This is a genomic window from Altererythrobacter xiamenensis (assembly GCF_900177715.1).
Lineage (GTDB): Bacteria > Pseudomonadota > Alphaproteobacteria > Sphingomonadales > Sphingomonadaceae > Erythrobacter > Erythrobacter xiamenensis.
The window spans coordinates 1-25,497 of sequence record NZ_FXWG01000004.1; the positions used below are offsets into that span (position 1 = coordinate 1).

Consider the following 25,497-nt stretch of genomic DNA (forward strand, 5'->3'; position numbering starts at 1 on the left):
CGCCTTCACCGGCGGAAGGCTGTCCCGGCTGGAGGGTTCGCTCCTTGTGACAGGCTATGCAGGCTACACTGCGGTCACCGCCGGCCTGGTATGATTCGAACGCCTCAGCGCTCGAAGGGCGCACGGCCCATGGCCAAGCTGATTGCGCGGGTCCGATACCCTTTTGCTGCCGTAACGGCTTTGACACACGGCCACCGCGCGCCCATTCATGCGGCAAAGGAGAGTGACAATGGCTGACACCGACACCCGCGAGTTCGACATCATCGTCTATGGCGCCACCGGCTACACCGGCCGGCTCGTCGCCGAATATCTCGACAAGCACTATGCGGGCCGGGATGACGGACCCAATTGGGCCATGGCCGGGCGAAGCCAGGCGAAGCTCGAGAATGTCCGCGACGAGATCGGCGCGCCTGCCGATACGCCGCTGGTGGTCGCCGACGCGGACGATCCGGCGAGCCTCGAAGCGATGTGCCGCCGCGCCCGCGTCATCATCTCGACCGTCGGCCCCTACCAGCTCTATGGCGATGCGCTGGTCGCTGCCTGCGTCAAGACCGGCACCGATTATGCCGACCTGTGCGGCGAGCCGGCCTGGATGCGCGAGAAGATCGATCAGCATCACGAAGACGCGAAGAAAACCGGCGCGCATATCTGCTTCTCGTCCGGCTTCGATTCGATCCCCTTCGACCTCGGCGTGCTGATGCTCCAGAAGGAAGCGGAGAAGCGCTTCGGCAAGCCTGCACCGCGTGTGCGCGGCCGCGTGCGAGCGATGCAGGGCACCTTCTCGGGCGGGACCGCAGCCAGCCTGACCGCGACGATGAAGGCGGCGGCCAAGAACCCGAAGATCATCAAGATCCTCGGCAGCTCGTTCGGCCTGACGCCGGGCTTCGAGGGGCCGGACCAGCCCTCGGGCATGGTCCCGCGCTACGAGAAGGATCTCGACAAATGGGCCGCGCCCTTCGTGATGGCGCCGATCAACACCAAGAACGTCCACCGCACCAACTTCCTGGCCGGGCACCCCTATGGCGAGGACTTCCGCTATGACGAAATGGTGCTGACCAGCCCGGGTGAAGCGGGCAAGAAAATGGCCGATGCAGCGGTCGACATGATGAAAAACCCGTTCGGTGCGAAGCCGCCCAAGCCGGGCGAGGGGCCAAGCAAGGAAGAGCGCGAGAACGGCTTTTACGACGTGCTATTCATCGGCGACATGCCCGATGGTGAAAGCATCCGGTACGGGGTGAAGGGGAAATACGATCCGGGCTATGGCTCGACCAGCCGCATGCTCGCCGAAACGGGCATAGCGCTGCTGTCATGCGACAAGCCGGGCGGCGTCGGCACACCCGGCTATTTCCTCGGCGAAGACCTCGTGAAACGGCTCGAAGAACACGCGGAAATCAGCTTCGCCGCGGAATAGGAGGGCCGATCGCGCGATCGCCGATCCGGAACTGGCATCCCTCTTTCCCCGTTGAACGGATGAACCCGTTCCGCTCACGAGGAGAAGAGCAATGTCACTTCTGGCTCAACAGATCATCATATTCGCGCTCGGCGCAGCCGCCTTGATCAGCGGCATCTGGCTGTTCGCTCACGCGCGAGACGTCGCCCGCGTTTTCAGAACCGTGCCGCAGATCGAGCCGGGTCCGGGGCGAAAGCAGGCAAGCCGCAAAACGGTTGTCGGGATGCTCATCCTGTTCAACCTGAGCTGGATCGGTGCGCTCCTATTCTGGGCCGTCACGTATGGCGCGGTCTTCTGATCAGCCTCGATGGTTGTCAGAAACTGAACCGCACGCTGGCCTTGGCGTTGCGTCCGGCGAGCGGGACGAAATCCTTGGTGAAGCTGGCGTGGCGGCGACCGGTTACGTCGAAGACATTGTCGACACCAACGAGAACGGTAACCGATTCCTCGGCCAGCGGGCGCCAGCTGAGCGACAGGTTTACCAGCGCAAAGTCGCTCGTCGGCGTTTCGAAATCGGCAACCCGGTCCTGCTCGGCGAACCACTGGACCTCGGCTCGCGCGTCGAAGCTCTCGGTCTGTGCCTCGAGCGCACCCAGCAGGCTCAATGGCGGGATGCGCGGGAGCGGCGTGCCATCATCGAGTTCGGCCTTGATGTAATCCCCGCGTACATCAGCCAGCAGGGCGAAGTCGCCGGTATCATAGAGCGGAAGGCTGACCTCCGCCTCGACCCCGAAATACTTCGCGTCATCCTGCAAATACTGGAAAACCGGAAGGTCATCCTCCTCCAGTCCGGTATCGACGAGGTAGATGTAATTGTCGAACCAGCTTTGATAGACGGCGGCGCTCAGTTGTACTCCACCGATGCGGCCACGCACGAAGGCCTCGAGCCCCAGCGCGGTCTCCGTATCAAGAAATGGATCGCCAATCTCGAACGCCTGTGTCGCGATGTGCGGTCCCTCGGAATAAAGCTCCTCCGCGCTCGGCGCGCGTTCGGCACGTGAGGCGTTGACGCCGAACCGTAGCGCATCGTCAGTCTCGTATATGACCCCTACAGCGCCGGAGAAGGTGCTGAAATCGCGTGCAAGCCCCAGGGTTTGCGCTTCGACATCGGTGGCTTCGAAACGTGCGGCTGCTTCTATCTGGACGGGACCGTTGCCGAACTCCTGCAGGGTGAACAGCGAATACTGGTCGGTGACGTTGGGTGAGACATAAGCTTCCGCACCTTCGGCAAAGAAATCTCGATAGTAATACTGGCTGCCGATCGAACCGCGCCACCAACCGCGATCCTTCTGCGCCAGCTCTACACGCGCTTCGATGCCTTGCACGTCAAAAGTGGTGCCGACTTCGTCACCTTCGAACTCGGTATGGGTATAGTCCGAATAGCCAGCGCGCATGATCAGGCGTTCGAAGAAACCATCGCCAAGCGCGATGTCGCCACGAAAATCGGCCCGGACCTGCTCGAGGTCGATCGAGACACGCTCTTCGCCTTCTTCCTCGCCGCCTTCTTCTTCGCCCTCTTCACCTTCCTCGCCATGATGATGCCCAGCGCCGGGGCGGCCGGGGACGCCGTAGCGCGTATCGTAAAACCCGACCGAGGCGCCGAAGTTGCTCTCGCCCGCGAAGATCGAGAATCCCGCGTTGCCGGTGTAGGTGCGGGTCGCGCTGTTGGGCAGGACACCGCGCTGGTCCGCCGCTTCGCGCAGCTCATCGGCTTCTTCGAACTCGCCCTCGGCTTCTTCCTCGGCTGCCTCTTCGAGAAGCTCTGCCCGCAAACTGTCCGAGACGGTGAAACCGGCGACACTCATATCGTCGGTCTCGCGGTAGCTGCCGTCGAAATGGACGACGAGATGCGAAGAAACCGGGAGGTCGATCGAGGCACCGCCTTCGATCTTGTCGTATGCGTCATCAACCGCGAGAAGACCGTCAAAATGGATCGGTTCGTCCGGCGTCCGGCGCGGAATACGCTTGTCGATGACATTGACCGCGCCTCCGATCGCCTGGCTGCCATAGAGCATGACAGCAGGGCCGCGCAGCACCTCGATACGCTCGGCCGTGAGCGGATCGATCGTGGTTGCATGGTCGACCGACGTGTTCGAAACGTCGATCGAGCCGAGCCCGTCGATCAGAACCCGCACGCGTTCACCCTGGAAGCCGCGCAGGACCGGCCTCGATGAGCCGGGCGAGAAACTGGTGGCCGAAACTCCGGGCAACTTCACCAGCACTTCGCCAAGCTGGCCCGCGAGGTTTTCCTGAATGTCATCCGCCTCGAACACCGAAGTTCCGGCGAGGATATCGAGCTGTGCAAGGCCAGCTGCCGACACGATGATATTGTTCTGGTAATCGAGCGTCCGGTTATGGAAGTCGTCGTCGACCCGATCGGCGGCTCGCCCTTCGCGGGCCCTTTCCTCCGCATGATCCTGGGCTGGAGTTTGCTGTTCGGATTCTGCGTCCTGAGCGTAGGCAGGAGTATGAGAGAGGGCGATCGCAAGCGTGCTGGCAACAGCGAAAACCGAAGTTCTGGTCATGAGAGAGAGCATTCCGAGAATTAAAGTTTATGTGACAACGTATCATCCACCTAGCATCTGTTCTCGATTATGCAACCCTCGCACGTGCAGCATCGACGAACGGCGCAATGCGTCCGATGGTTGGTGGCCAGATCGGCCATTTTTCACGATTTCGAGAGTAATGGAGCGGGCGAGGCGATTCGAACGCCCGACCCCAACCTTGGCAAGGTTGTGCTCTACCCCTGAGCTACGCCCGCTCACTGGCGCTCACCCGGGAATCAATGTGTCCCGGTGGGGAGGCGCGCAACTAGCAACGCTTTTATAGCACGGCAAGCGGAAAATCGCAGGCAATTGGACGCGGCCCGGTTTACCCTTCACATTGGGCCTAAAAGGCCCACATTGGGCACGAACGATACAACGCATACAGTAAGCAAGGGGACAGAACTTGGCCAGCATGGGTCTGAACATCGACGAACAGAAGGCTGTCGATCGCTTCCGTACGAAGGTCGTCGAGCCATCGATGAAGAAGCTGGTGATCCTCGACTTCTGGGCCGAATGGTGCGGGCCGTGCAAGGCGCTGGCGCCGATGCTGGAGAAGGTCGCCGGCGAATATGCCGACAAGGGTGTGGTCCTGGCCAAGGTCGATGTCGACGAGGAAAAGTTCATCGCCTCGCAGTTCCAGGTGCAATCGATCCCGACCGTCTATGCCATGTTCCAGGGCCAGCCGGTCGCAGACCTCACCAATGCGCGCAGCGAATCGCAGTTGAAGCAGGTGCTCGACCAGCTCCTCGCCCAGCTTCCGATCGAGGCTGGCGCGGGCGATGACACCGCACAGCCGGGTGCGCCCTCCAAGGAAGATCTCGAACAGTTCATCGGACTGGGCGAACAAGCGCTGTCGGATGGCGATGCGCAGCGCGCCGCCGGTATCTTCGGGCAGGTCGTGGAGATGGCGCCGGACAGTGCGCCAGCCCATGCCGGTCTTATCCGCGCGCTTGTCCAGCTCGAGCAGGTCGAGGAGGCCAGGGCCGTGCTGCAGTCGGCCGAGAGCAATCCCAAGATCGCTGGCGATCCTTCACTGGACGCCGCAAGGAGCGCGCTCGATCTCGCCGGAAACCAGGTCGACGAAGGCGAGCTTGAAGCTCTTCGCAACGACGCGCAGGCTGCGCCTGACGACATGGACAAGCAACTCGCCTATGCCGAAGCGGCCTTTGCCGCCGGCAAACGCGACGAAGCCGCCGACACGCTGCTCGCCATGGTCGAGAAGGACCGCGAATGGAACGAAGGCGCTGCGCGGACCAAGCTTCTGCAGATTTTCGAAGCGGTCGGCCTCGAAGACGAATGGGTCGTGGCAACGCGTCGTCGCCTGTCCAAGATTCTGTTCGGATAATCGGATGAGCAAGCGCCTCTCGATCTTTCCCCTGCCCGGTGCGATCCTGTTTCCCGGGCTGCAGCTGCCGCTCCATATTTTCGAGCCGCGCTACAAGGCGCTGGTTTCCGATGCGCTAGCCCGCGACCGGAAGATTGCGATGGTGCAGCCGCAGAAGCCGGTCGATGGCGCGCCGCTCTACGCGGTCGGCTGCGTCGGGCGGATCGGCGAGATCGAGGCGATGGAGGACGGGCGGTTCAACCTCGTCCTCGAAGGGGAAGCGCGTTTCCAGATCGTGCGCGAGCTCGACGTCACGACCGCCTTCCGCCAGGTCGAGGCGGAACTGATCGAGGACGACGAGTACGAGGCGCTTTCGAGCGTCGAGCGCGCGGGCTTCGAGCAGGAAGCAAGGCGCTTTGCCGATGTCCAGGGCTACAGCGTCGATTGGGATTCGGTGTCGCGGCTCGATGACCAGTCGCTGATCAATGGCGTCTCCCAGATCGCTCCGTTCGACCCGGCCAGCAAACAGGCGCTGCTCGAATGCGATACGATCGCGGACCGCTGCGAATTGCTGATCCAGCTGATGCAATTCTACGGGTTGCGCGATGGCGGCGACGGCGAAATCGTCACCTTGCAATAGGGCTTGAGCGGCCCCATCCGGGTCCGCATCCTCGGCACCATGCCCTTCGCTTCGCTCCGGTGCACCTGCGGACGCGCGGTCGCGCTAGCACTCGCCTTCGGCTCGCGAACGGAACGCGCCCGGATAGGCGTGCGCAAGAATCAGATCCCGAACGCGCCCCGCAATCCGTCGATCACATATTGCGCGGCGAGCGCGGCCAGCAGCACACCCAGCAGCCGCGTGATCACCGCTTCCACGCGGTCGCCAAGCAACCGGATCAACGGACCTGCCGCGACCAGCGCTAGCGCGGTGATGACGAGCACGCTGGCCAGCGCGCCAAGCACGACCAGCGATTGTTCGAAGCCGGCTGCCTCGTTCATCAGCAGCATGATCGCCGCGATCGCGCCCGGCCCCGCCAGCATCGGCATGGCCATGGGGAAAACAGAAACATCTTCCACCTGCTCGCTCGCTGCGACTTTCTCCGCGCGTTCCTCGCGGCGCTGCGTACGTTTCTCGAACACCATTTCCCAGGCGATCCAGAACAGCATGAACCCGCCGGCGATGCGGAAGCTGTCGAGTTCGATATGAAGTGCGCCGAGAAGGTCTTCGCCGAATAGTGCGAAAACGAGCAGGATCACCGCTGCAATGGCGCTGGCGCGCAAGGCCATCGCGGTTCGCTGCGCGGAACTCGCCCCCTTGGTCATGCCAGCATAGATCGGCGCACACCCGGGCGGGTCGATAACCACGAACAGCGTGATGAAGGCAGAGATGAACAGCTGCGTCATGGGTCAGTTGACCCCGCCAGCTGGCCAAAGCTCGTCCATCGCCACTTCCCAATTGCCGTCAGCCAGCCAATAGGCAGTGAACTTGCGCTCTCCCTCGCCGACATGTTCCCAGCGATAGGCGAGCGTGCCGTCAGGCGAAACGCCCGACGCGCTTTCGAGCGGTAGCGCAGGTCGTGGTTCTTCGCCCTTGTGGCAGTCGGCGACATGGCCGCGGACCGAATCCATTGCCGTGACCACGATGTCGCCTTCCTCGGGCACGGCGCGTGGCGGCGGCTGCGGATCATCGGGCGTGCCCGAATCGTAAACCCAGCGATACTCGCCCTCAGGCTGGCGCTGCCATACGGTGATGAAATTGCCGACGATGCCATCGGGATCGCGAAAACGCCCGGTACTCACGGCAAGCTTCGCGTCGCAGCTCATCCAGATCTCGCGCGGCCCCCACTGGACAGCTGCCGGAGGATCGTCCTGCGCAGCAAGCCAGGGTTCTGCCGGAATAGCGCCATTGACGCCGTGAATTATCGCGCCTGGTGCAGCGAAGGCGCGGAAGGCGGTCCACTGACCTTCTTCGCGCGCCATGCGGGCGAATGCGCTTTCGGTGGCGACGATCCTGCTCGGCTGGGCCTCCCCGGGTGCCCCCGAGATCGAACGCTCGATAACCTGGTCGGAGAAGCGCGGACGCTGGCCGCCACTGCAGGCGGCGAGCGCAAATGTCGTGGCAAGGATTATCGAGGCTCTGATCATGAATCGCCCCTAGCCGCTGACGATCCGATTGTCGAAGGGTTCAGAGACCCTCGGGCGCGTCCATGCCCTCGTTGCGATAGGCGGCGACGAGCGTGTTCCTCAGCAGGACCGCGATAGTCATCGGGCCGACCCCGCCCGGCACGGGGGTGATTGCTGCTGCGACTTCGGCCGCTTCGTCATAGGCGACGTCGCCCACGAGCTTGCCCTTCTCCTTGCCCGGTTCGGGCGCGAGCCGGTTGATACCGACGTCGATCACCGTTGCGCCTTCCTTGAGCCACTCGGCCTTGACCATCTCAGGTCTGCCCACCGCCGCCACGACGATATCGGCGCGTTTCACAACGCCGGGCAAATCCCTGGTCCGGCTATGCGCAATGGTGACCGTGGCATTGGCATCGAGCAGGAGCTGCGCCATCGGCTTGCCGACGATGTTCGAGCGGCCGATTACCACCGCCTCCAGGCCCGAGAGGTCGCCCAGCCGGTCCGCCAGCAGCATCATGCAGCCGAGTGGCGTGCAAGGCACGAAGCCCGACTGGCCGACCGAGAGGCGACCGGCGTTGATGACGTGAAAGCCGTCGACGTCCTTGTCGGGCGAAATCTCCGAGATGATCGCCTGCTCGTCGAGGTGATCGGGAAGCGGCAGCTGCACCAGGATGCCGTCGACAGCAGGATCGTTGTTGAGCCGATCGACCAGCGCCAGCAAGTCCTCCTCGCTGGTATTGGCAGGCAGGCGATGTTCGAAGCTGTTCATGTTGGCGGCAAGCGTCGCCTTGCCCTTCGAGCCGACATAGACCTGGCTCGCCGGATCCTCACCCACCAACACGACGGCAAGGCCCGGTTTTCGGCCAGCCTTGTTCTCGAATGCCTTTGCCATGTCGCCAACCCGCTCGCGCAGGCGCGCGGCGAAGGCTTTTCCGTCAATGCGTGTAGCTGTCATGCGCGCTCCTTTATTGCGTGCGCGCCGGCGATCAAGGGCAAAGGCGATGTCGCCTAGGCCCAAAGCCTCTTCAGACGCTGCGAATTACACTCGCGAGCACGATCAGGATGATTTGCAGGAGGATGATCAGCACCAGCGGCGAAAAGTCGATTGCACCGGTCTGAGGCATCATGTTGCGGATCGGTCGCAAAATCGGGTCGAGCAGGCGGTTGATGGCATTGTAGAACGCCATCAGGAAATCATTGCTCTGGTTGACCACGTTGAAAGCGAAAAGCAGCCCGATGATGAACTGAATGATGATCAGCATCACCAGCACATTCGTCAGCAGCGAGATGATCTCGTAAAGCGCGTAAAGGCCTTGCATGGCTTTCGATATTCCTCGTTAAAACGTCCCGTTGATTGCGTATTAGCTTGCTAACACGCCTAAGGCCACCCCCGGCGCGCACCCGTGATGTTTCAGGCGCGCACCAATGTACCCGCACCGCGCGCGGTGAAGAACTCGAGCAGCATCGCATGCGGCTCGCGCCCGTCGAGCACGACTGCCGCCTCGCACCCGGCCTCGACCGCATCCACGCACGTCTCGAGCTTGGGGATCATCCCGCCGGAAATCGTGCCGTCTTTCCTGAGCGCCTCGATCTTTGACGGGTCGAGATCGGTGATCAACTTGCCGTCCTTGCCAAGCACACCTGCGACATCGGTAAGCAGGAACAGCCGCGCCGCACCCAGCGCCGCCGCGATGGCACCCGCCATCGTATCGGCGTTGATGTTGTAGGTCTCGCCATCCATGCCCGCACCGATCGGCGCGATGATCGGGATCATGCCCGATGCGACAGCCGTGTCGATGATCGTCGTGTCGACATTCGCCGGCTCGCCCACGAAACCGAGGTCGACCGCTCGCTCTATGTTGCTTTCCGGATCCTTGGTCGTTCGCTCGACCTTGGTCGCGGTGACAAGACCGCCATCCTTGCCCGAAATGCCGATCGCCTTGCCGCCGGCGCTCGCGATCCAGCCGACCAGCTGCTTGTTGATCGCGCCCGACAAGACCATTTCGGCAACTTCCGCTGTCGCCTTGTCGGTGACGCGCAGCCCGTCGACGAAGGTGCTTTCGACGCCGAGCTTCTTGAGCATCGCGCCGATCTGCGGGCCCCCGCCATGTACGACTACCGGGTTGATGCCGACCGCCTTCAGCAGCACGATATCCTCGGCAAACTCGCGCGCCGCCTTGGGGTTGCCCATGGCATGGCCGCCGTACTTCACCACGAAAGTACGTCCGGCATAGCGCTGGAAATAGGGCAGCGCCTCGATCAGCACTTCGGCCTTTTCGAGCATGGTCTTGTCGCTCTGCGCGCTCATCGAATTGCTTCTCCACCTGTATCGCCCGCGCGCTTAGCCGCTTGGCGGGGGCTAGGAAAGCCCGCATGCCGTGCTACCCGCTAGTGCAATGGGCAGGATCTCCCCCTTTCGCAAACGCCGCAAGGTCAAGCCGCCGCGATTTCGCACGGGGCGGAGGAAGCGCATCTGGCGGGCAAGATTGCGCGCATGGTTCGGTCCGGTTCTGCTGATGGGGGCATTGGTCGCAGTCTGGCTGTTCGCCGCGCCAGCCGCCAAACCCGAATGGACGCCCAGCTCCCATTCGAACTTCGGCCTGTGCGGTGAACGTGGCCGCCCCTTCGCCTGCGTCACAGATGGCGACACGGTGACGCTGGGTTATGGCCAGACCGCGCGCCGCATCCGCCTGACAGGTTTCGACACGCCGGAACTCGACGGCGCTTGCCCGGCTGAAGCGTCCCGCGCTCAGGAAGCGCGGCTCGCGCTGCAAAGCTGGCTAAACGCTGGTCCCTTCGAATGGGACGGAGGCAGCCAGCCTCCCTATGATCGCTATGGGCGCGAGCTGCGGAGTGTCCGCCGGGTTCACCCGGATGGGCGCGTCGAGAAGCTGGCCGACACCATGGTAGATGCAAGCCTGGCAAACACCGACGACTGGGGCCTTTTCGCGCGAGACTGGTGCGGGTGAGCCACCGCTCACCCGACACTATCTAGCGATCATTCGGAGGTTTCGGCCTCGCCCTCGGCAGTCTCTTCGTCAGGCGTGACGTTTCTCATTTCGGTGTCGGGAGTATCGACCGGAACTGCTTCGGGATCGACATCGCTGACGATCAGTTCGCCGCCGCTTTCATCGGTCGCGTCGACTTCGTAGGATTTCTCTTCCTGCTCGGCGCAGGCCGCTAGCAAGGCCGCACTGCCAAGCGCCAGCAGCGCACTCATGGTTGTCTTGCGCATCGTCTCTTCTCCTTCTCTTCGCTGCTTCCAGCTTTGAAACCTGGAATTGATTCTAAAGGCGATAAAACGCGCAGTCCTTGTTCTCGATCAATTTCGCTCTTGGGACAGTGCGTTTCCGCCGCTCAATAGGCGTTCAGGCCAAATCCGCGTCGCTGCAGTTCGGCGTGAGCAACCGTCCCGCTGGGCGCGACCTTCACACCTTCGAGCAGGTCCGTATTGCCGACCTTGTGGTATTTCGCAGCGACACCGCAGACCCAGATCTCTGCCCCGCGCGCGATGAGTTCGGCCACGTCGTTATACGCCTGATTGCGCAAGGGTGTGCCGTCCTCGTCCTGATACTTTGCGCCATATCGCGCGTCGTTCACCACGTCGAACACCGCCGGGCCGTGAACCACGATCGCAGTCTTCACCGCCTCGGGTGCAACGCCTTCGGCCTCCATTGCGCGCTGGAAGGCGAGTGCGCGTGCGAAGGCGCCATTGGGCTTGCCCGCGGCGCTTTCATAGGCATCGAAGCTGTGTTTCCATTCCCCATCGGCCGGGAACTCCATGTCCGAGGTGATCTCCACCTCTGCACTTTCATGGTGATCGGCAAGTGCGGGCGCGGCGAGCATCGCCAGCGGTGCGATGGCGGTAGCAAGGGCAAGTGAACGGCGCATAGGCGGTGTCTCCCGGAAAAGCGTTGAATACCTTGTGCCAACCCCCTCACCTTGCGGCAAGGGCATCGCACCATGTAGCATCACAGCGCAGCCACCGGAGGATGCATTATGGACGATGACAGACGCAACGATCGGCGCGATTACGCGGATCGCCTCAAGGGCGAGCGGCGCGAAAACGACCGGGACCACTCCGGCATCGAAAAGCGCTCGGGCGACCGGCGTTCAGGCACCGACCGCCGCGAGCGCGACTAGTCCTATTTCGAGGTCGAGCGCAGGTGGCGCTTATTCGACCGGTTCGATCTCCACATCCGGGGTCTCCTCGGGCGCTTCAACGCCCTGCACTTCCGGCAGAGTGGGGTCATTCACATTCAGATCCGTATCGAGACGCTCCTCGGCCTGCTCCGACGCGGTCACATCGGTCACGTTGTCATCGGCATCGCCTTCGGGGTTGAAGAAGATGATCACCACTGCAACGCCGAGCGCGACGAGCAGCGCGACCCAGAGCCAGCGCGTGGGGGGATTGGAATCGGGAACGGCGTCACTCATGAAAGAACTCCTGCTTTAGCGTATGCCGAACCAACGGGTCGGCCCGCCCACCGTTCCGAAAAGCCGCCACGCTGGGCTTTGCCACAAGGCTGGGCTAGAGCGAGAGCATGACCGGATTTCCTCCCATTCTCGCCCCTGAAATTGCGATGGCCGCCCCGATTGCCGGCGCGCTTGCCGCATGCGCGCCAGCCGCAGAACCTGCGCCACCTCCTTCGCCGCAGGAGGCGTTCTGGACCGCGCTTTCGAGCCATTGCGGCACAGACGGCGACGGGCGCGCCTATGCGGGCGAACTGGTGAGCGAGGACGAGCGCGATGCCGACTGGCGGGGCCGCGCCATGATCGCGCACTGGGCCGAGTGTTCGGACGATCGCATCGCCATCGCCTTCCACACCGAAGACCCGGAGCGTGAAGACGGCTGGGACCGCTCTCGCACATGGCTCGTCACCCGGTCGGGAGAGGGCGAAGACATGCGCATCACCCTGAAGCACGATCACCGCCATGACGACGGCGAAGCGGACGCGGTCACCTTCTACGGCGGCACGACTCAAAGTGCCGGTGAGCAGGGCGCGCAGGACTTCCCGGTCGACGAGGAGAGCATCACGCTCTTCACCCGCGAAGGCCTCGACGCATCGCTCACCAATGTCTGGCGGCTCGAGGTCGACCCGGCAGGCAGCGAGAACCCGCGCTTCACCTACCAGCTGACCCGCCGCAATGACGAAACGCGCCTGTTCCGCGTCAGCTTCGACGCGAGCCAGCCGGTCGAGCCGCCCCCGTCCGCCTGGGGCTGGGAATAGGGCGAAGCGGGTGCTCGGGTTCCGGCGCGTCAGGCTTCGGCGCGCGCTTTCGCCACGATCGCGGCGATCTCGTCGAGCATCGCCAGCCGCTTCTTCTTGAGCTCTTCGGCGTGTTCGTCGCTCAGCGGCTCGGCCTCGCTCTCGTGGCGATGCACCTCGCGGTTGAGCTCGTGATACTCCTCGGCGATCCGCGCGAAATGCGCATCCTCCTGCTTGAGGCGCGTGATCAGCGCGCGGTCGCGCCTGAAGATCTCGGTGAGTTCGTTCGGGGTATGCTGGGACATTGCCGGGTTTTCCTTCTCTCGATTTGTGAATGGAACCTAGCGCCGGCCCGCAGGCGCTTCCTTGTCCTGGATCAAATTCGCAAACGGTCGAATGCGCGCGGGGAAGCACGCTCTGAAGCACGCGCCGAAGCACTTTGGGCCATTCCAACAAACTTGACACAATTGACACCCGGTCAAGCGGGCGAATCGGGCACATCCCACTGATTTTGCGTGGGAATTGCGCCGGATGCCAGCTTGACACTATGCCTACATTTTTCGCCTGGCGAAAAGGGGGGTGGAGGATGGCCATGGCTCTGCCCTAGCAAGCCATCATGCGAGTAGGAAAATGGCGATAGCGCGGGCATGACCGGCTCGAAGGTTCGATTAATCGCTGGTATGGCAGCCGGGCGTGCAGCCCGGAGGGGTACTGCCCGCCCGCCGCAAGGGGACACGCCGATGAGCCGCATCGCCAAAGCCGGTCTTGCCTATTGGGCGGCGATCTTCGCGCTCGGCTTCGCGCTCGGCACCGTGCGGACGCTGTGGGGTGCGGAGGCGCTGGGGGAGGCGCGCTTCATCCTGATCGAAGTGCCGGTGATGCTGCTCGCGAGCTTTGCCGCGGCGCATTGGTTGACCCGGCGTTTCGACATTGCGAGCACGGGCGCGGCGCTCGGCATGGGCGCGCTCGCTTTCGCATTGCTGATGGCGGCGGAGGTTGCGCTGTCGGCCGCGCTGGGGCTGAGCGTTTCGCTATGGATTTCGGGCCTGCTCGCGCCGCCCGGCCTCTATGGCTTCCTCGGCCAGATCGCCTTCGGCCTGATGCCTGTGCTCGCGCGACCTCGCGACGAGTAGCCGCGCCGCTAGTCAGAGGTCGCTGAACAGGCTTTGGATGAAGTGCGCGAGGGTGTCCCAGCCGAGCGTGAAACCGAGGATCAGGACCACGGCCTGAAGTCCCGCGATGAAATGAAGGGTATTGCTGAAAGGCTGCTTGCGCGTCTTGTGGCGGAACAGGTGGCGGGCGGCATGGGGCACTCCGAAGGCTAATCGCGGAAAGCCTTTCCCAAAAGATTATTAGGTGAAGTCTGACCTTAATTGAAGCCTGCGCCTTATACACAGCTAGATCGAGCGCAATACGCAACAAGAATGGGTAATTACTTTATCTTAGCCCAACTTTGTTCCGTAGGCCAGTTTTTGTAGCGTTGGGGGGAATGAAGCTTCGTGTCGGCCCGTATTAGCTGCTTCAGCTTTTCTCGAGGGTAATTTTCTGGAAGCGGGGAGGCGTCCAACTGAAGGCAGTAGGTATAGACGTCTGCAAGTTGTAAAAGCCTACTATGATGTGAGTGGATGAAGTACACCGAATCGATGATCCGATCGATCTTCTTGCCGAACTCATAATCAGTTCCGTCAGCCCTAAAGCGCGAAAGGTTGGCAACATTACCATCCGCAAATTCGCCATCAAAATCACCAATCATGATACAAGTCTCGCTCAAAGATTTTGTATCAATTTGTACCTTCTCAGTAAGGAACATGAAGGCCTTGTCTTCCCACCCCGAGTTCGCGACCATTTTTGACGGATCGATGCGCACTTCGATTTTGCGAATGCTTTTGTTATTGCCTACGATCTCGGCCAGTTTTAGCAAGCAATCTAGTCTGCGATCGATTTCCCAATCTCTAAAGTGATTCTTTCTATGAAAAATATCCTTCGCATGGAACTCAGTTTCCCGACTTAGCACCCTTGTCCCGAAGTACTCGTCAGAAAGTCTGTTTACACTCTCTTCGATTTCTGGCGCAGCGTCAGCGCAAATGGAAAGAGCACCCAGCCAATAAAATGGCTGGGCCGGCAGGTTATATTTACATTCGTCGAAATAAACTAAACGCAAACCTATCCAGCCGACTTCTCGCTCTCATTCGCGGGACTTTTTTCATCACGCTTGGAGCGGTTCTGGGCAACCATGCTCGGTAGCGTGAATGCATACCTCAAGAATGCCTCAGTAAATTTTTGGATAGCATTTGCATCGCTTTCAGTTTCTGGCAACTCGTCGTGAACAGCACCGTTGCCATCTATGCGAATTTCATGAGACCACTGCCCCATTGCCTCGGTCAAGAGATGACGCTCGACTAGGGTATTGATGCGCGAGAAGAGGCTCTCAGACTTCAATTCTGGTGATATGAGCTTGGTGCCAACATCTAGAGATTTGCGAAACATCGCACCAGCAGCATCCCAGCGCTCAGCCCTTAGGCTCTCAAGCCCCTGCAAATAAAAGTTCTCGACATTTTTTGGCAAGTTTTCCGGCACATCAATCGATCTACTAGGCCAAAAATTTCTCATCTCATATTTTGGCCGTATGAAATCCACGGAATTTCGCGTCAAATCTGGAAAGCTTGAGTTGTTGTGCGCTATTGCGTGGACGATTACCCCATTATTGCAAAGGCCGCATTGCCCAATGATATAAGCATGGTTGCCCGCGTTTCGATGCGGCCATTGGTGAACGATTGCGAAACCAGCAGATCGAGTTAGGCAATGTGGACAATCCGCCTTAAATTGGGTCTGGGGCACGAAGTCTACTCCGCAGCCTGCGCTCCATCACCCGAAGCTTCGCCGAACATGTCCGGACCGTCGTCGACCGCCTCTTCCTCGTTCGCGGCCTTGGCCTTCTGGCGCTTGTCGAAGCTCGACCAGACGGTGTTCCAGTCGCCCTTGGTCGCGCCCTTCGAATATTCGGTCGCGCGCTGTTCGAAGAAGTTGGCGTGCTCCACGCCGTTGAGCAGCGGGGCGAGCCAGGGCAGCGGGTGATCGTCGATCATGTAGATCGGCTGCAGGCCAAGCTGGCCAAGGCGCCAGTCGGCGATGTAGCGGATGTACTTCTTGATCTCCTTGGGCGTCATCCCGCTGACGGGGCCCATTTCGAAGGCGAGATCGATGAAGTTGTCTTCCAGACGCACCGACTTCTGGCAGATGTCGATGATGTCTTCCTTCACCGCCTTGGTGTAGCAGTCACGCTCGCGCACGAACTCGTGGAACAGGCGCACGATGCCTTCGCAGTGGAGGCTTTCGTCGCGCACCGACCAGCTGACGATCTGGCCCATGCCCTTCATCTTGTTGAAGCGCGGGAAGTTCATCAGCATGGCGAAGCTGGCGAACAGCTGCATCCCTTCGGTGAAGCCGCCGAATGCCGCCAGCGTGCGGGCGATATCCTCGTCCGTGTCGACGCCGAAAACCTGCAGGTAATCGTGCTTGTCCTTCATTTCCTCATATTCGAGGAAGGCGGAATATTCGCTTTCGGGCATGCCGATCGTGTCGAGCAAATGGCTGTAGGCCGCGATGTGCACCGTCTCCATATTGGAAAAGGCGGTGAGCATCATCTTGACCTCGGTCGGCTTGAACACGCGGCCATACTTGTCGTGGTAGCAATCCTGCACCTCGACATCGGCCTGGGTGAAGAATCGGAAGATCTGGGTGAGCAGGTTGCGCTCGTGCTCGGTGATCTTCTGCGCCCAGTCGCGGCAATCCTCGCCCAGAGGCACTTCCTCGGGCATCCAGTGGATCTGCTGCTGGCGTTTCCAGAATTCATACGCCCACGGGTATTCGAAGGGCTTGTAGGTCTTTCTGGCTTCGAGCAACGACATCTTGTGGTCCCCTGAGGATTGGCGTGAACAACCGATATAGGGAATCACGGCTGTGATTCGATAGCAAGAGGAAATGATTCGGCGGGGATAAGACCGGCACAATGTCCACTTTTTCTCAACAGTGGGCGCGAGTGTTGCGTGTGAGTTCGCATGTGCCCGCGCCATGACGCCGCAAATTGTCGACCGGCGGAGGGAACGCAGCCGATTGCGGGAGCGTTTTCAAGGGGTAAGGCCGCCAAGAGTGCAGCGGCCCTTTCGGAGAGAGACAATGGGTACGATCCGCCAATCCACCACGCGCCGCCCCGGCAGGGGCAATGGCCTGAAGCCCGCCACACCCGCTCTCGAGATCGCATCCGGCGACCGGTTCGAGAGCGAAGAAGAGGCCGAGTTCATGGCGCTCATGACGGGCGGCGACAGGGCCGCTTCGGTTCAGCACTGAACGATCGGGGGCGGTTCGATGGGGCGGCGCGCGAACCGTGCCTCAGCATCGACGAGCCGAGGAACGAATGGCCCTTTCCACCCGTTACTATAGCATAACCCATTCAAAAGGCACGCAAAAGCGGCCAGAAAGAATATGATTTATGTTTGAGAAGCTACGCATCAACGAACACATGGAAGTCGCCAACTACAAGGGTGAACATGTCGGTACCGTGGACTCGGTCGAAGACGACGCGATCAAGCTGACCAAGTCGGACAGTTCGGACGACATGCACCACTTCCTGTCGATGAACGACGTCGAGAAGATCGATGACAACCGCGTGTATCTCAAGGAAGACGCGCGAATTCCCGAAGGTCTGGGCAACAAGGCCGTCCTTCAGAACTCGTAACCAGTTTAGCGCGGCCCCCGGCGCGCCATCCCCCCCCCCCCCCCCTCAAAAAACGTTTCTTGCCAGCCCGTCCGGGGGGCCCGGCTGGCAAACCCTTTCCCCGGTTCGCTGCCTGCTATTGCAGGACTGTGCTGAGCCGGGGATTTTTGCGTGTGCGAGCGGTTGCCGGGCAGGTTGATTGCGCAGTTCAGGGCGGACCGGAAAGGCGGGTCTGCAACTCCATTTTAACCCTTGGTGGCACGCAGAGATAAACCCTTCCGCGCTAATACACGCGGGTGGAAACCGGCCCCCCTACCGTTATTGCCGCAAGCCTGCGTGCCGATGTCGACGCCGCCTTGCGCGCGCGGGCGAGGTATTACGAGTGGCCGGAGGCCTTGCAGGCCGCCCACGAGGACAGCGTCCGGGCAGAGACTTTCCGCAGCCTGCGCTTCCAGCTCGTCATGGGATTGCTGGTCAGCGTTTGCGCGCTGCTGTTCGATGCGCTGGTCATGCCGGGACATTTCGACCTCTCGCTGGGCTGGCGCATGCTCACCACCCTGCCGCTGACGCTTGTCGCTTTGCTCGCCCTGCGCGATCATCAACTCGGCTTGATAAAGCTGGCGGTGGCCGTGTCGATGACGTGTTTCGGCATGCTCGAAGTGCATCTGGCGAGCCATGCCGAGCCGGAGATCATGGCGCGATACACGATGGGCACGGCTTTCCTGCTCGCCATTTCATGCTTGGCACTGCCATTGAAACCGCGCGAACTGGCCCGCTTCGCGCTGGGTTACGGACTTGCGACATCGCTCGTCGGAATGTGGCCCAACCCGCTACCGGCGCACGAGCTTGCGCTGCACATGAGCTTCACACTGCTCGCCGTCCTCCCATGCTGGGCGATGGCGCAGCGCCACTGGCAGGTCTCCACACGCGGCTTCCTGCTCGACCTGCGCGAAGAGGCGTCACGACTGGAGCTGGAGCACAACATCGCGATCCTTCGCGAATTGTCGGAGCGCGATTCGCTGACCGGTCTGCCCAATCGCCGCGCGTTCCGCCGGATCTTCAGCGAGGCATACGAGCGCTCTCTGCCGGGCGAGACAAACGGCGTGTCGCTGATGATGATCGACCTCGATCTCTTCAAGGAGTTCAACGACAACTTCGGCCATCCGGCGGGCGACCGCGCCTTGCGGACCGTGGCGCGAACGCTGCAACACGCCTTTCACGATCACGGCGGTCATGTCGCCCGTTATGGCGGTGAAGAGTTCGTTGGCGCCTTGCGCTGCCATTCCGCCGCCGAAGCGGAGAAGCTGGCCTGGTCGATCTGCGAACAATTGCGCGAATTGCCCATAACAGTCAGGCGACAGGAACCGCAGACGATTACCGCCAGCATCGGCCTCGCCTCGGTGGGGTTCGATGCAGAGGTCGATCTCGCCAACCTCACCGCGCGCGCCGACCGCGCGCTCTACCATGCCAAGAAGAACGGCCGCGACCGCGTGGTGGTATCGGAACGGATCGAGCTGAGGGTCGACAAGCTGGCGACTGGCTGAATGCCGCGCCGATAACATCTCCGCTTACATCAGCCCCGCTTACATCAGCCCCGCTTACATCAGCATCGCCAGGCCGATCGTCAGCAGCGTTGCGATCACCGGCACGACAACAGTCACCATGCCGACATCCTTGTAGGCCTGTTTATGCGTCAGCTGGGTCACGGTGAGCATGGCGATCACCGCACCGCAATGCGGGAGGGAGTCGAACCCGCCGCTCGCCATCGCCACGATACGGTGCAGCTGGTCTGGCGGGATGCCGAGCGCGAGGTAATCCTGCGCCAGCGTCGCCATGAAGATCTGCAAGCCGCCCGAGGCCGAGCCGGTGATGCCCGAGACCGTGCTGACGGCGGCGAACATCGAGAACATCGGCGGCACGTCCGCGCCGACCACCGCCTGCGTGAAGGAAGCGAAACCCGCCGTCTGCACCACCACTCCGCCGAAACCGATCACCGCGCTCGTCGCCATCAGCGGCATGATCGAATCCTGCGTCCCCTCGCCCAGCAACCTGAGCGGCGCACGCCGTGCGGCGGGAAACAGCACCAGCGCCACGACACTGGCGAGCAACAGGGCGAAGCTCGGCCACAGGATCGGTTGCGCGTTGGCGAAGGCGAGCAGGGCATTGTCCCCGCCCATGCCGGCAGCGTCCAGCAGGCGCGGCGCGAGGATGGTGCCGATTACCAGCACCAGCGGGATCAGCGCCAGCGCCCAATGCGGCAGGTCGCGGCCGATCGCATCGAGATCGGGAATGCTGTCAAAGGGGCCAGGCTCGAAACCCTCGCCAGCCGCCTGAGCCTTGACCCGTTCACGCTCGAGATAGGCCATGCCGAGCGCGAACATCACCGCCCCGCCGAAGAGGCCGAGCAGCGGGGCTGCAAAGAGGTCGGTGCCGAGCGTCAGCGTGGGGATGACATTGTGGATCGAGGGCGTTCCGGGAAGTGCGGTCAGCGTGAAGGTGCCCGCGCCAAGCGCCAGCGCGCCGCAGAACAATCGCTTGGGAATGTCGGCTTCCTTGAGCAGCCTCAGACCCAGCGGATACATCGCGAAGATCACCACGAACACGACCACACCGCCATAGGTCAGCATGCCGCAGGCGAGCACCGTGATCCACAGCGCGCGATGCGCGCCCAGCCGCCGCACCAGCGCCATCGCGATGGCAGTCGCCGCGTGGCTTTCGCCCATGACCTTGCCGAACACGGCGCCTGCCGCGAACAGCAGGAAGAAGCGCCCGGCAAAGGTGAAGGCGCCCAGATCGCCGAAGGCATAGGCCTGCGTCAGGCTGTCGCCGATCGGCAGCGCGTTGGTGACGATCACAATCAGCGCGCAAATGACCGAGGCGAAGATGATGTTGACGTTGCGCAGCGCCAGCCAGATCAGCAGGGCAAGCCCCGCAAGCAATCCCACCAGTCCGATCATGAAAGCCCCTCCCCCTGTCAGTCCCGTTCCATCGTGGCGGCAGACTGTTTCTGCTCACCCTTCGATCTATTGCACAAGTGCCATGATGCCCCACCAGCCGAACAGCGCCGCAACCCCATAGCCGATGAGCGAAAAGACGCGCGCGACGACCGGCCGCTTGCGGCTCGCGCCCTTGCCGCCGAGCACGAACCCCAGCAACGCACAGATTGCGGCGAAGAAGAGATAGAAAGCTTCGGGCAGGACGCGCGGCCTTACTTGCTGCGGCTCTTCGAGCTGAACCAGCTGCCGCCGCCCAGCACGGTTATGCCGAGGAAGAATCCGAAATCATACCAGCCGCCCGAATTGGGCACCGCATAGACCGCGATGTCCGGATCGAACAGCGATCCGATCCAGGCGAAGGGGAAGACGAAGCCGTGCCACAGCCCCCACCAGAAGCCGGGCGTACCGGCGGCTTCGCTTACCCCGGTATCGACCTGCGAAGCGCAGGCGGACAGGACGAGGGCGAGCAGGATGGCGGCGAGATATCTCATGCCGCGCAGCCTAGCGCGAAATGTTGTGGTCGGGAAGTTGGCGGTGGTTCGCCTGCTCAGCAGACGCTGCGCAGCGGCAGCGCGTTATCGCTCCGGTCGTTGACCGGAACCGATGGCGAGAGCGTTTTGGCGGCAGGCTTGAAATCGCCAGCGATCAGCTGCTCGACCTGATCCTGCGTGAATGGCCGGGCGAAAGACACACCCACGGCGCCTTCGTTCGACCAGCGCACATGCGCGCGGTGCGGGCCGGATCCGCCGATCATCAGATTGACGAGCTCGCCGACCTTGAGCGGCGGTTGGAGATCGCCGAAGCGGCAGCCGCCATCGGTCAGATCGCGCACCGCGATATCGAACAGCCGCCCGTCAGCAGTGCAGCACTGCCCGGCAATCTCGACTTTCCTGCGGTCTTTCTGGCGCGTTCTCATGGTCTTCGCTGGCTATCGGTTGAGGCCGTCATTCGGCGCAATATCCATGCCCGAGAACTGTTAAACCGGCGTTAAACCTGTTTGTAAAATCAACGGATTGGCAGCTGTCAGAACAGCACGCTCGCGCCGGTGTCTGGCATGACGTGAAACATGATCACGTAGACGATAACGGGGAGGCTGAGCGATGCCATGATCACCACCGGATAGATCGCCTCGCTAAGCCTGCCGTTGTTCCGCATCCGTGTGAAGATCGCGATCTCGACAAGCGCAGTGAAGGCCGTGGCGATGACGAGAAACAGGCCGAGGGTCATGGATTGCTCCTAAAAATCGAGGTTCAGCAAGAGCGTGAGAAATCCGGCGAAGATCGATGCCAGCGCCAGGAGTTCCAGGGCAATGTTCTTCCATGGCGGATTGGTGCGCGGATCATAGGCCTGAAGCTCGCGCAATTCCTCGAAATAGCGATCCTGGCCGGCCTTGAGGCGATCTTCGAGACGCGCACAATGCCGTTCGACACGCCGCTCGTGCAACTTGCGCAGAGAAAGGCCGCTGCCGATGGAGACGACAGCGGCCAGAATTATCGCAGGCACCAGGTCCATGCTTTCGGAAACCTAGTGCGGAGCCCTTACTGACAGGCGAGGCATTCCTCGTAGTCGGTCTGCTCGCCCGCACCTGCCGAAAGCTCGATCTTGAGCGCGTCCGACGTGTTGTCGGCCTCCACGCCGCCGGCGAAACCGGCGCGCTGCACCGACTTCGAGCGGAGATAATAGAGCGACTTGATGCCTTTCTCCCATGCCTGGAAGTGCAGCATCATGAGGTCCCACTTGTCGACGTCGGCCGGGATGAAGAGGTTCAGCGACTGCGCCTGATCGATATAGGGCGCACGGTCGGCGGCGAATTCGAGCAGCCAGCGCTGGTCGATTTCGAAGCTGGTCTTGAAAGTCGCTTTCTCTTCCGGCGTCAGGAAGTCGAGGTGCTGGACCGAACCGCCGCGTTCGAGGATCGAGTTCCAGACGTTGTTCGAATCCTTCGACTTCTCGCGCAGGATCTTCTCGAGATAGGGGTTCTTCACGATGAAGCTGCCCGACAGAGTCTTGTGCGTGTAGATGTTCGCCGGGATCGGCTCGATACACGCGCTGGCACCGCCGCAGATGATCGAGATCGACGCGGTCGGCGCGATCGCCATCTTGCAGCTGAAGCGCTCCATCGCGCCCATTTCCTCGGCATCGGGGCATGCGCCGCGTTCCTGGGCGAGCAGCATGGACGCCTCCGATGCCTTGCCCTGGATATGCTTGAACATCTTGAGGTTCCAGACCTTCGCCATCGGGCTTTCGAAGCCGATCCGCTTTTGCTGGAGGAAGGAGTGGAAGCCCATCACGCCGAGGCCGACCGAACGTTCGCGCTCGGCCGAATATTTGGCGCGCGCCATTTCGTCGGGCGCACGGTCGATATAGTCCTGCAGGACGTTGTCGAGGAAACGCATGACGTCCTCGATGAAGGTCTTGTCCTCGTTCCACTCGTCCCACTTTTCGAGGTTGAGCGAAGAGAGGCAGCAGACCGCGGTGCGATCGTTGCCGAGGTGGTCGCGCCCCGTCGGCAGGGTGATTTCGGCGCACAGGTTCGAGGTCGAGACCTTGAGGCCGAGATCGCGGTGATGCTTCGGCATCATCCGGTTCACCGTGTCGGAGAAGACGATGTAGGGCTCACCCGTCGCGAGGCGCGTTTCGACCAGCTTCTGGAACAGCGAACGCGCATTGACCGTGCTACGCACTTCGCCGGTCTTGGGCGATTTGAGCTCGAAGTCCTCACCCGCGCGCACCGCTTCCATGAAGTCGTCGGTCACCAGCACGCCGTGGTGGAGGTTCAGTGCCTTGCGGTTGAAGTCACCCGACGGCTTGCGGATTTCGAGGAACTCCTCGATCTCCGGATGCGAGATGTCGATGTAGCACGCGGCCGAACCGCGCCGCAGCGAGCCCTGCGAAATCGCCAGCGTCAGCGAGTCCATCACCCGCACGAAAGGAATGATGCCGCTGGTCTTGCCGTTGAGGCCGACCGGCTCCCCGATGCCGCGGACATTACCCCAATAGGTGCCGATACCGCCGCCCTTGGAGGCGAGCCACACGTTCTCGTTCCAGGTGCCGACGATCCCGTCGAGGCTGTCCTCGACCGAGTTGAGATAGCAGCTGATCGGCAGGCCGCGCGACGTGCCGCCGTTCGAGAGAACGGGCGTCGCAGGCATGAACCACAGATTCGAAATGTAATCATAGAGCCGCTGCGCGTGATCCTGATCGTCGGCATAGGCATCCGCGACGCGCGCAAAGAGGTCCTGATACTGCTCGCCCGGCAGCAGGTAGCGATCGGTCAGCGTTTCCTTGCCGAACTCGGTCAGATTGTCATCGCGCGAGGGATCGGTCTGGATCGTGAAACGACGATCGTTGATCTTCTTCGAATCCACGTCCGCAGCAGCCTTGGCTGCATGCGCCACCGCACCTGCGAGCGCTTCGCCGGCTTTTTCCGAGATCAGCTCTTCCGAGCCCTTGTCTGCCTTGTCCATTGCAACCGCCTTAGCGTTTTCCGGGCCGTTACCCGGGGCCTTCTTCGAAGCAGGCTTCGACTTGGTGGCCGTTTTCGTGTCGGCCGGTACGGTGTTTTCCGTCTCCTGATCGAGCCCCATCGCCGCTTCGTCTCCAGTCCTGAATTCCATTTGTCGCCCCGCTCTTTCTTCCCCGTGGTCCGGTCCGTCTGCGGACCCGGATGTTCCACATGTGTTCGACTCGGCGAGGATGCCCCCACCTAGCAATTTTCGGGCGCCAACGGCGAATTAGTTTTCCCGTTTTTGCCCACAGCCCTCAGACTATTTGCGACCCGAAAGACCGACTCGTTCCCCGTCTGCAGATATGGTGTTTCTGCAGCAAAAAACTAGGTCTTGTGGGTGCCCCCGCGTCTGGAACCACTAGATAGTGAATCACTGAGGACTCTCGCGCAAGAGGGTTAAATGAAATAAACCATCGGGAACGGCGCAAATCGCAGTTCGCCAATTATGCTGCAGTGCAGCGAAGCGGCGGATTTGCTAGGCTCGCGAAACACGCAAGCCCCAAAATGAATCCGTGAAAAAATTTATACGGGCAAAAGCGTTTTGGCGGGCTTGAGAATCATTCGAATCCGCTTGCGCAATTTTCGAATCCGGATGTGCCCGAGGGAGCGCGCTGGCAGCGGCTCCTTAAGTCTTCAGGGCGACCGAATCGCGGCTGCCCGAGGCGGTCAGACGAAGAGCCGCTGACGGCCCATCGAATCGGCCAGGAAATCGACAAAGCCATTCGCTTCGGGACCAAGCGGCGCGTCGCCGATGGGTCCGGCATAAATCGGCTGCAGCCCGCCATGCCATTGCGGCAACAGCCGCCACAGCCGGCCCGAAGCGATCTCTTGATGGACCAGCCAGAGAGGTGCCAGCGCGATCCCGGCATTCTCGAGCACTGCGCTGCGCAGCGCGTCGAGATTGTCGCAGCGCAGCCGTGTCGTGGGTGAGACCTCGCGATGTTCGGCGCCGCGTTCGAGTCGCCACGGCGCGATCCGCGATCCGGCCGGTGCGGATTCGATTGTCGGCAGGCGCGCGAGATCGTCGACCGTCCTGGGTGCGCCATGATCGCGCACGAGCATGGGGCCCGCACACAGCACAAGCGGGACATCACCGAGCTTGCGCCGTTCCCCCAGTCGGGCTGGCAGTGGTCCAATCTCGATCGCGAGGTCGACCTCGTCGGATTGGGGAAGTGCTGCGTCGCGATCGCGCAGCGTCCGAATCTCGCCATCGAGGTCGGGATGCCGCGCGAGGAAAGCGCAGAGCGCCGGTGCCACGAGCACATGACCCAGCGCTGCAGGTGCGGCGAGCCGGATGTGCCCGCCCAATGCCTGCGCGCGGGTGCCAACGCTGCGTTCGGCTTCGGCGACGAGCCCGATGACTTCGCGTGCCCTGCGGATCAGGCGCTCGCCATCCGGCGTCAGCGCGACCCGGCGTGTCGTGCGCCTGAACATGCTCGCGCCGAGATGCGTTTCGAGATCGGCGACCTGTCGGCTGACCGCCGACTGGCTCTGCCCGCTCGCCCGCGCAGCCGCTGAAAAGCCGCCGTGATCGGCCACGAGAACGAAAGCGCGATAGGCGGCCAGCATGTCCATACCTGCCCATTCTATGCAGATTGCGCATTAATAGGAAGCTTATTTGCCCG

General features: G+C 61.8%; 32 protein-coding genes and 1 tRNA gene. 11 read left to right on the plus strand and 22 right to left on the minus strand.

What is annotated here, in order from left to right; genetic code table 11:
* The first annotated feature begins 229 nt into the window (after window positions 1-229).
* Entirely contained in the window at window positions 230-1,411 is a 1,182-nt protein-coding gene (locus tag CCE89_RS14630) for a saccharopine dehydrogenase family protein (protein WP_086438846.1), read from the plus strand.
* Between the two features lie 91 nt (window positions 1,412-1,502).
* On the plus strand, window positions 1,503-1,748 hold the full coding sequence (locus CCE89_RS14635) for a hypothetical protein (protein ID WP_086438847.1): 246 nt from the start codon (window positions 1,503-1,505) through the stop codon (window positions 1,746-1,748).
* 16 nt (window positions 1,749-1,764) lie between these two features.
* Here the strand turns inward: CCE89_RS14635 and CCE89_RS14640 are convergent, their stop codons facing one another.
* Window positions 1,765-3,975 (minus strand): TonB-dependent receptor, encoded by a 2,211-nt coding sequence (locus CCE89_RS14640; RefSeq protein WP_234990118.1) that lies wholly within the window; start codon window positions 3,973-3,975, stop codon window positions 1,765-1,767.
* Between the two features lie 161 nt (window positions 3,976-4,136).
* Window positions 4,137-4,211: transfer RNA gene (locus tag CCE89_RS14645), tRNA-Gly, on the minus strand.
* Window positions 4,212-4,408: 197 nt separating this feature from the next.
* Here CCE89_RS14645 and CCE89_RS14650 point away from each other — a divergent pair.
* Together CCE89_RS14650 and CCE89_RS14655 are read left to right on the plus strand one after the other, a co-directional pair.
* On the plus strand, window positions 4,409-5,341 hold the full coding sequence (locus tag CCE89_RS14650) for a tetratricopeptide repeat protein (RefSeq protein WP_086438849.1): 933 nt from the start codon (window positions 4,409-4,411) through the stop codon (window positions 5,339-5,341).
* 4 nt (window positions 5,342-5,345) lie between these two features.
* The gene (locus tag CCE89_RS14655) at window positions 5,346-5,960 is read left to right on the plus strand and encodes an LON peptidase substrate-binding domain-containing protein (protein ID WP_086438850.1); all 615 of its coding nucleotides are present in this window, start codon (window positions 5,346-5,348) and stop codon (window positions 5,958-5,960) included.
* 140 nt (window positions 5,961-6,100) lie between these two features.
* Here CCE89_RS14655 and CCE89_RS14660 read toward each other — a convergent pair whose 3' ends face one another.
* From CCE89_RS14660 to argB, 5 genes are all read right to left on the minus strand, one after another.
* Window positions 6,101-6,724, minus strand: coding sequence for a MarC family protein (locus tag CCE89_RS14660; protein WP_086438851.1), 624 nt, complete (start codon window positions 6,722-6,724; stop codon window positions 6,101-6,103).
* Window positions 6,725-6,727: 3 nt separating this feature from the next.
* Window positions 6,728-7,465, minus strand: a complete 738-nt coding sequence (locus CCE89_RS14665; RefSeq protein ID WP_086438852.1) for a DinB family protein — start codon at window positions 7,463-7,465, stop codon at window positions 6,728-6,730.
* 40 nt (window positions 7,466-7,505) lie between these two features.
* Window positions 7,506-8,399: a bifunctional methylenetetrahydrofolate dehydrogenase/methenyltetrahydrofolate cyclohydrolase FolD gene (folD, locus tag CCE89_RS14670; protein ID WP_086438853.1), complete on the minus strand. Its 894-nt coding sequence runs from the start codon at window positions 8,397-8,399 to the stop codon at window positions 7,506-7,508.
* Window positions 8,400-8,469: 70 nt separating this feature from the next.
* Window positions 8,470-8,763: a YggT family protein gene (locus CCE89_RS14675; RefSeq protein ID WP_086438854.1), complete on the minus strand. Its 294-nt coding sequence runs from the start codon at window positions 8,761-8,763 to the stop codon at window positions 8,470-8,472.
* A gap of 92 nt (window positions 8,764-8,855) precedes the next feature.
* Window positions 8,856-9,752, minus strand: coding sequence for an acetylglutamate kinase (gene argB, locus CCE89_RS14680; RefSeq protein ID WP_086438855.1), 897 nt, complete (start codon window positions 9,750-9,752; stop codon window positions 8,856-8,858).
* 178 nt (window positions 9,753-9,930) lie between these two features.
* Between argB and CCE89_RS14685 the strand changes: the two genes are divergently transcribed.
* The gene (locus CCE89_RS14685) at window positions 9,931-10,413 is read left to right on the plus strand and encodes a thermonuclease family protein (protein WP_143256059.1); all 483 of its coding nucleotides are present in this window, start codon (window positions 9,931-9,933) and stop codon (window positions 10,411-10,413) included.
* 29 nt (window positions 10,414-10,442) lie between these two features.
* On the opposite strand, the gene CCE89_RS14690 is transcribed toward CCE89_RS14685, so the two are convergent.
* On the minus strand, window positions 10,443-10,679 hold the full coding sequence (locus CCE89_RS14690) for a hypothetical protein (protein ID WP_234990119.1): 237 nt from the start codon (window positions 10,677-10,679) through the stop codon (window positions 10,443-10,445).
* A gap of 122 nt (window positions 10,680-10,801) precedes the next feature.
* Window positions 10,802-11,335: a DsrE family protein gene (locus CCE89_RS14695; protein WP_159456666.1), complete on the minus strand. Its 534-nt coding sequence runs from the start codon at window positions 11,333-11,335 to the stop codon at window positions 10,802-10,804.
* A 108-nt stretch (window positions 11,336-11,443) separates the two neighbouring features.
* On the opposite strand from CCE89_RS14695, the gene CCE89_RS15290 reads away from it, so the two are divergent.
* Entirely contained in the window at window positions 11,444-11,587 is a 144-nt protein-coding gene (locus tag CCE89_RS15290) for a hypothetical protein (protein ID WP_159456667.1), read from the plus strand.
* Window positions 11,588-11,617: 30 nt separating this feature from the next.
* On the opposite strand, the gene CCE89_RS14700 is transcribed toward CCE89_RS15290, so the two are convergent.
* Window positions 11,618-11,881: a hypothetical protein gene (locus CCE89_RS14700; RefSeq protein ID WP_086438858.1), complete on the minus strand. Its 264-nt coding sequence runs from the start codon at window positions 11,879-11,881 to the stop codon at window positions 11,618-11,620.
* Window positions 11,882-11,988: 107 nt separating this feature from the next.
* Between CCE89_RS14700 and CCE89_RS14705 the strand changes: the two genes are divergently transcribed.
* Window positions 11,989-12,675, plus strand: coding sequence for a hypothetical protein (locus CCE89_RS14705; protein WP_234990120.1), 687 nt, complete (start codon window positions 11,989-11,991; stop codon window positions 12,673-12,675).
* Between the two features lie 29 nt (window positions 12,676-12,704).
* Here CCE89_RS14705 and CCE89_RS14710 read toward each other — a convergent pair whose 3' ends face one another.
* Complete coding sequence (locus CCE89_RS14710; RefSeq protein WP_086438860.1) at window positions 12,705-12,959, minus strand: YdcH family protein; 255 nt, start codon at window positions 12,957-12,959, stop codon at window positions 12,705-12,707.
* A gap of 435 nt (window positions 12,960-13,394) precedes the next feature.
* Between CCE89_RS14710 and CCE89_RS14715 the strand changes: the two genes are divergently transcribed.
* Entirely contained in the window at window positions 13,395-13,787 is a 393-nt protein-coding gene (locus tag CCE89_RS14715; RefSeq protein WP_086438861.1) for a hypothetical protein, read from the plus strand.
* A gap of 12 nt (window positions 13,788-13,799) precedes the next feature.
* Here the strand turns inward: CCE89_RS14715 and CCE89_RS15295 are convergent, their stop codons facing one another.
* The 4 genes from CCE89_RS15295 to CCE89_RS14730 form a co-directional block, all read right to left on the minus strand.
* A complete protein-coding gene (locus CCE89_RS15295; protein ID WP_159456668.1) occupies window positions 13,800-13,967 on the minus strand; it encodes a DUF1294 domain-containing protein in 168 nt (55 codons plus the stop codon).
* Between the two features lie 119 nt (window positions 13,968-14,086).
* Window positions 14,087-14,815: a DUF3800 domain-containing protein gene (locus CCE89_RS14720; RefSeq protein WP_159456669.1), complete on the minus strand. Its 729-nt coding sequence runs from the start codon at window positions 14,813-14,815 to the stop codon at window positions 14,087-14,089.
* Window positions 14,816-14,817: 2 nt separating this feature from the next.
* A complete protein-coding gene (locus tag CCE89_RS14725; RefSeq protein WP_143256060.1) occupies window positions 14,818-15,291 on the minus strand; it encodes a DUF4145 domain-containing protein in 474 nt (157 codons plus the stop codon).
* 206 nt (window positions 15,292-15,497) lie between these two features.
* Window positions 15,498-16,562 carry a ribonucleotide-diphosphate reductase subunit beta gene (locus CCE89_RS14730; protein ID WP_086438864.1) on the minus strand — a complete coding sequence of 355 codons (1,065 nt, stop codon included), beginning with the start codon at window positions 16,560-16,562 and terminating at the stop codon, window positions 15,498-15,500.
* 268 nt (window positions 16,563-16,830) lie between these two features.
* Between CCE89_RS14730 and CCE89_RS15300 the strand changes: the two genes are divergently transcribed.
* From CCE89_RS15300 to CCE89_RS14740, 3 genes are all read left to right on the plus strand, one after another.
* Window positions 16,831-17,001, plus strand: coding sequence for a hypothetical protein (locus tag CCE89_RS15300; RefSeq protein WP_159456670.1), 171 nt, complete (start codon window positions 16,831-16,833; stop codon window positions 16,999-17,001).
* Window positions 17,002-17,143: 142 nt separating this feature from the next.
* Window positions 17,144-17,389: a DUF2171 domain-containing protein gene (locus CCE89_RS14735; RefSeq protein ID WP_086438865.1), complete on the plus strand. Its 246-nt coding sequence runs from the start codon at window positions 17,144-17,146 to the stop codon at window positions 17,387-17,389.
* 275 nt (window positions 17,390-17,664) lie between these two features.
* Window positions 17,665-18,912: a GGDEF domain-containing protein gene (locus CCE89_RS14740; protein WP_086438866.1), complete on the plus strand. Its 1,248-nt coding sequence runs from the start codon at window positions 17,665-17,667 to the stop codon at window positions 18,910-18,912.
* A gap of 54 nt (window positions 18,913-18,966) precedes the next feature.
* Here the strand turns inward: CCE89_RS14740 and CCE89_RS14745 are convergent, their stop codons facing one another.
* The 7 genes from CCE89_RS14745 to CCE89_RS14775 all read right to left on the minus strand — a co-directional run bounded on the left by CCE89_RS14745 (window position 18,967) and on the right by CCE89_RS14775 (window position 25,447).
* Window positions 18,967-20,325 (minus strand): GntP family permease, encoded by a 1,359-nt coding sequence (locus CCE89_RS14745; protein WP_086438867.1) that lies wholly within the window; start codon window positions 20,323-20,325, stop codon window positions 18,967-18,969.
* Between the two features lie 251 nt (window positions 20,326-20,576).
* Window positions 20,577-20,855, minus strand: coding sequence for a hypothetical protein (locus CCE89_RS14750; protein WP_086438868.1), 279 nt, complete (start codon window positions 20,853-20,855; stop codon window positions 20,577-20,579).
* A 56-nt stretch (window positions 20,856-20,911) separates the two neighbouring features.
* Window positions 20,912-21,280: a PilZ domain-containing protein gene (locus CCE89_RS14755; RefSeq protein ID WP_086438869.1), complete on the minus strand. Its 369-nt coding sequence runs from the start codon at window positions 21,278-21,280 to the stop codon at window positions 20,912-20,914.
* A gap of 107 nt (window positions 21,281-21,387) precedes the next feature.
* Window positions 21,388-21,591 carry a hypothetical protein gene (locus CCE89_RS14760; RefSeq protein ID WP_086438870.1) on the minus strand — a complete coding sequence of 68 codons (204 nt, stop codon included), beginning with the start codon at window positions 21,589-21,591 and terminating at the stop codon, window positions 21,388-21,390.
* 9 nt (window positions 21,592-21,600) lie between these two features.
* The gene (locus CCE89_RS14765) at window positions 21,601-21,876 is read right to left on the minus strand and encodes a hypothetical protein (protein ID WP_086438871.1); all 276 of its coding nucleotides are present in this window, start codon (window positions 21,874-21,876) and stop codon (window positions 21,601-21,603) included.
* Window positions 21,877-21,902: 26 nt separating this feature from the next.
* Window positions 21,903-23,981 carry a ribonucleoside-diphosphate reductase subunit alpha gene (locus tag CCE89_RS14770; RefSeq protein WP_086438872.1) on the minus strand — a complete coding sequence of 693 codons (2,079 nt, stop codon included), beginning with the start codon at window positions 23,979-23,981 and terminating at the stop codon, window positions 21,903-21,905.
* 557 nt (window positions 23,982-24,538) lie between these two features.
* On the minus strand, window positions 24,539-25,447 hold the full coding sequence (locus CCE89_RS14775) for a LysR family transcriptional regulator (RefSeq protein WP_086438873.1): 909 nt from the start codon (window positions 25,445-25,447) through the stop codon (window positions 24,539-24,541).
* Between the last annotated feature and the right edge of the window lie 50 nt (window positions 25,448-25,497).

Coding starts and splice junctions, on each gene's coding strand:
- CCE89_RS14760 (WP_086438870.1), bottom strand. CDS start 21,591: ATGACCCTCGGCCTGTTTCTCGTCATCGCCACGGCCTTCACTGCGCTT.
- CCE89_RS14675 (WP_086438854.1), bottom strand. CDS start 8,763: ATGCAAGGCCTTTACGCGCTTTACGAGATCATCTCGCTGCTGACGAAT.
- CCE89_RS14630 (WP_086438846.1), top strand. CDS start 230: ATGGCTGACACCGACACCCGCGAGTTCGACATCATCGTCTATGGCGCC.
- CCE89_RS14715 (WP_086438861.1), top strand. CDS start 13,395: ATGAGCCGCATCGCCAAAGCCGGTCTTGCCTATTGGGCGGCGATCTTC.
- CCE89_RS14655 (WP_086438850.1), top strand. CDS start 5,346: ATGAGCAAGCGCCTCTCGATCTTTCCCCTGCCCGGTGCGATCCTGTTT.
- CCE89_RS14700 (WP_086438858.1), bottom strand. CDS start 11,881: ATGAGTGACGCCGTTCCCGATTCCAATCCCCCCACGCGCTGGCTCTGG.
- CCE89_RS14730 (WP_086438864.1), bottom strand. CDS start 16,562: ATGTCGTTGCTCGAAGCCAGAAAGACCTACAAGCCCTTCGAATACCCG.
- CCE89_RS14660 (WP_086438851.1), bottom strand. CDS start 6,724: ATGACGCAGCTGTTCATCTCTGCCTTCATCACGCTGTTCGTGGTTATC.
- CCE89_RS14775 (WP_086438873.1), bottom strand. CDS start 25,447: ATGGACATGCTGGCCGCCTATCGCGCTTTCGTTCTCGTGGCCGATCAC.
- CCE89_RS14765 (WP_086438871.1), bottom strand. CDS start 21,876: ATGGACCTGGTGCCTGCGATAATTCTGGCCGCTGTCGTCTCCATCGGC.
- CCE89_RS14770 (WP_086438872.1), bottom strand. CDS start 23,981: ATGGAATTCAGGACTGGAGACGAAGCGGCGATGGGGCTCGATCAGGAG.
- CCE89_RS14690 (WP_234990119.1), bottom strand. CDS start 10,679: ATGCGCAAGACAACCATGAGTGCGCTGCTGGCGCTTGGCAGTGCGGCC.
- CCE89_RS14665 (WP_086438852.1), bottom strand. CDS start 7,465: ATGATCAGAGCCTCGATAATCCTTGCCACGACATTTGCGCTCGCCGCC.
- CCE89_RS14705 (WP_234990120.1), top strand. CDS start 11,989: ATGACCGGATTTCCTCCCATTCTCGCCCCTGAAATTGCGATGGCCGCC.
- CCE89_RS14745 (WP_086438867.1), bottom strand. CDS start 20,325: ATGATCGGACTGGTGGGATTGCTTGCGGGGCTTGCCCTGCTGATCTGG.
- CCE89_RS15300 (WP_159456670.1), top strand. CDS start 16,831: ATGGGTACGATCCGCCAATCCACCACGCGCCGCCCCGGCAGGGGCAAT.
- CCE89_RS14735 (WP_086438865.1), top strand. CDS start 17,144: ATGTTTGAGAAGCTACGCATCAACGAACACATGGAAGTCGCCAACTAC.
- folD (WP_086438853.1), bottom strand. CDS start 8,399: ATGACAGCTACACGCATTGACGGAAAAGCCTTCGCCGCGCGCCTGCGC.
- CCE89_RS14640 (WP_234990118.1), bottom strand. CDS start 3,975: ATGACCAGAACTTCGGTTTTCGCTGTTGCCAGCACGCTTGCGATCGCC.
- CCE89_RS14695 (WP_159456666.1), bottom strand. CDS start 11,335: ATGCGCCGTTCACTTGCCCTTGCTACCGCCATCGCACCGCTGGCGATG.
- CCE89_RS14710 (WP_086438860.1), bottom strand. CDS start 12,959: ATGTCCCAGCATACCCCGAACGAACTCACCGAGATCTTCAGGCGCGAC.
- CCE89_RS15290 (WP_159456667.1), top strand. CDS start 11,444: ATGGACGATGACAGACGCAACGATCGGCGCGATTACGCGGATCGCCTC.
- CCE89_RS14755 (WP_086438869.1), bottom strand. CDS start 21,280: ATGAGAACGCGCCAGAAAGACCGCAGGAAAGTCGAGATTGCCGGGCAG.
- CCE89_RS14750 (WP_086438868.1), bottom strand. CDS start 20,855: ATGAGATATCTCGCCGCCATCCTGCTCGCCCTCGTCCTGTCCGCCTGC.
- CCE89_RS14650 (WP_086438849.1), top strand. CDS start 4,409: ATGGGTCTGAACATCGACGAACAGAAGGCTGTCGATCGCTTCCGTACG.
- CCE89_RS14635 (WP_086438847.1), top strand. CDS start 1,503: ATGTCACTTCTGGCTCAACAGATCATCATATTCGCGCTCGGCGCAGCC.
- argB (WP_086438855.1), bottom strand. CDS start 9,752: ATGAGCGCGCAGAGCGACAAGACCATGCTCGAAAAGGCCGAAGTGCTG.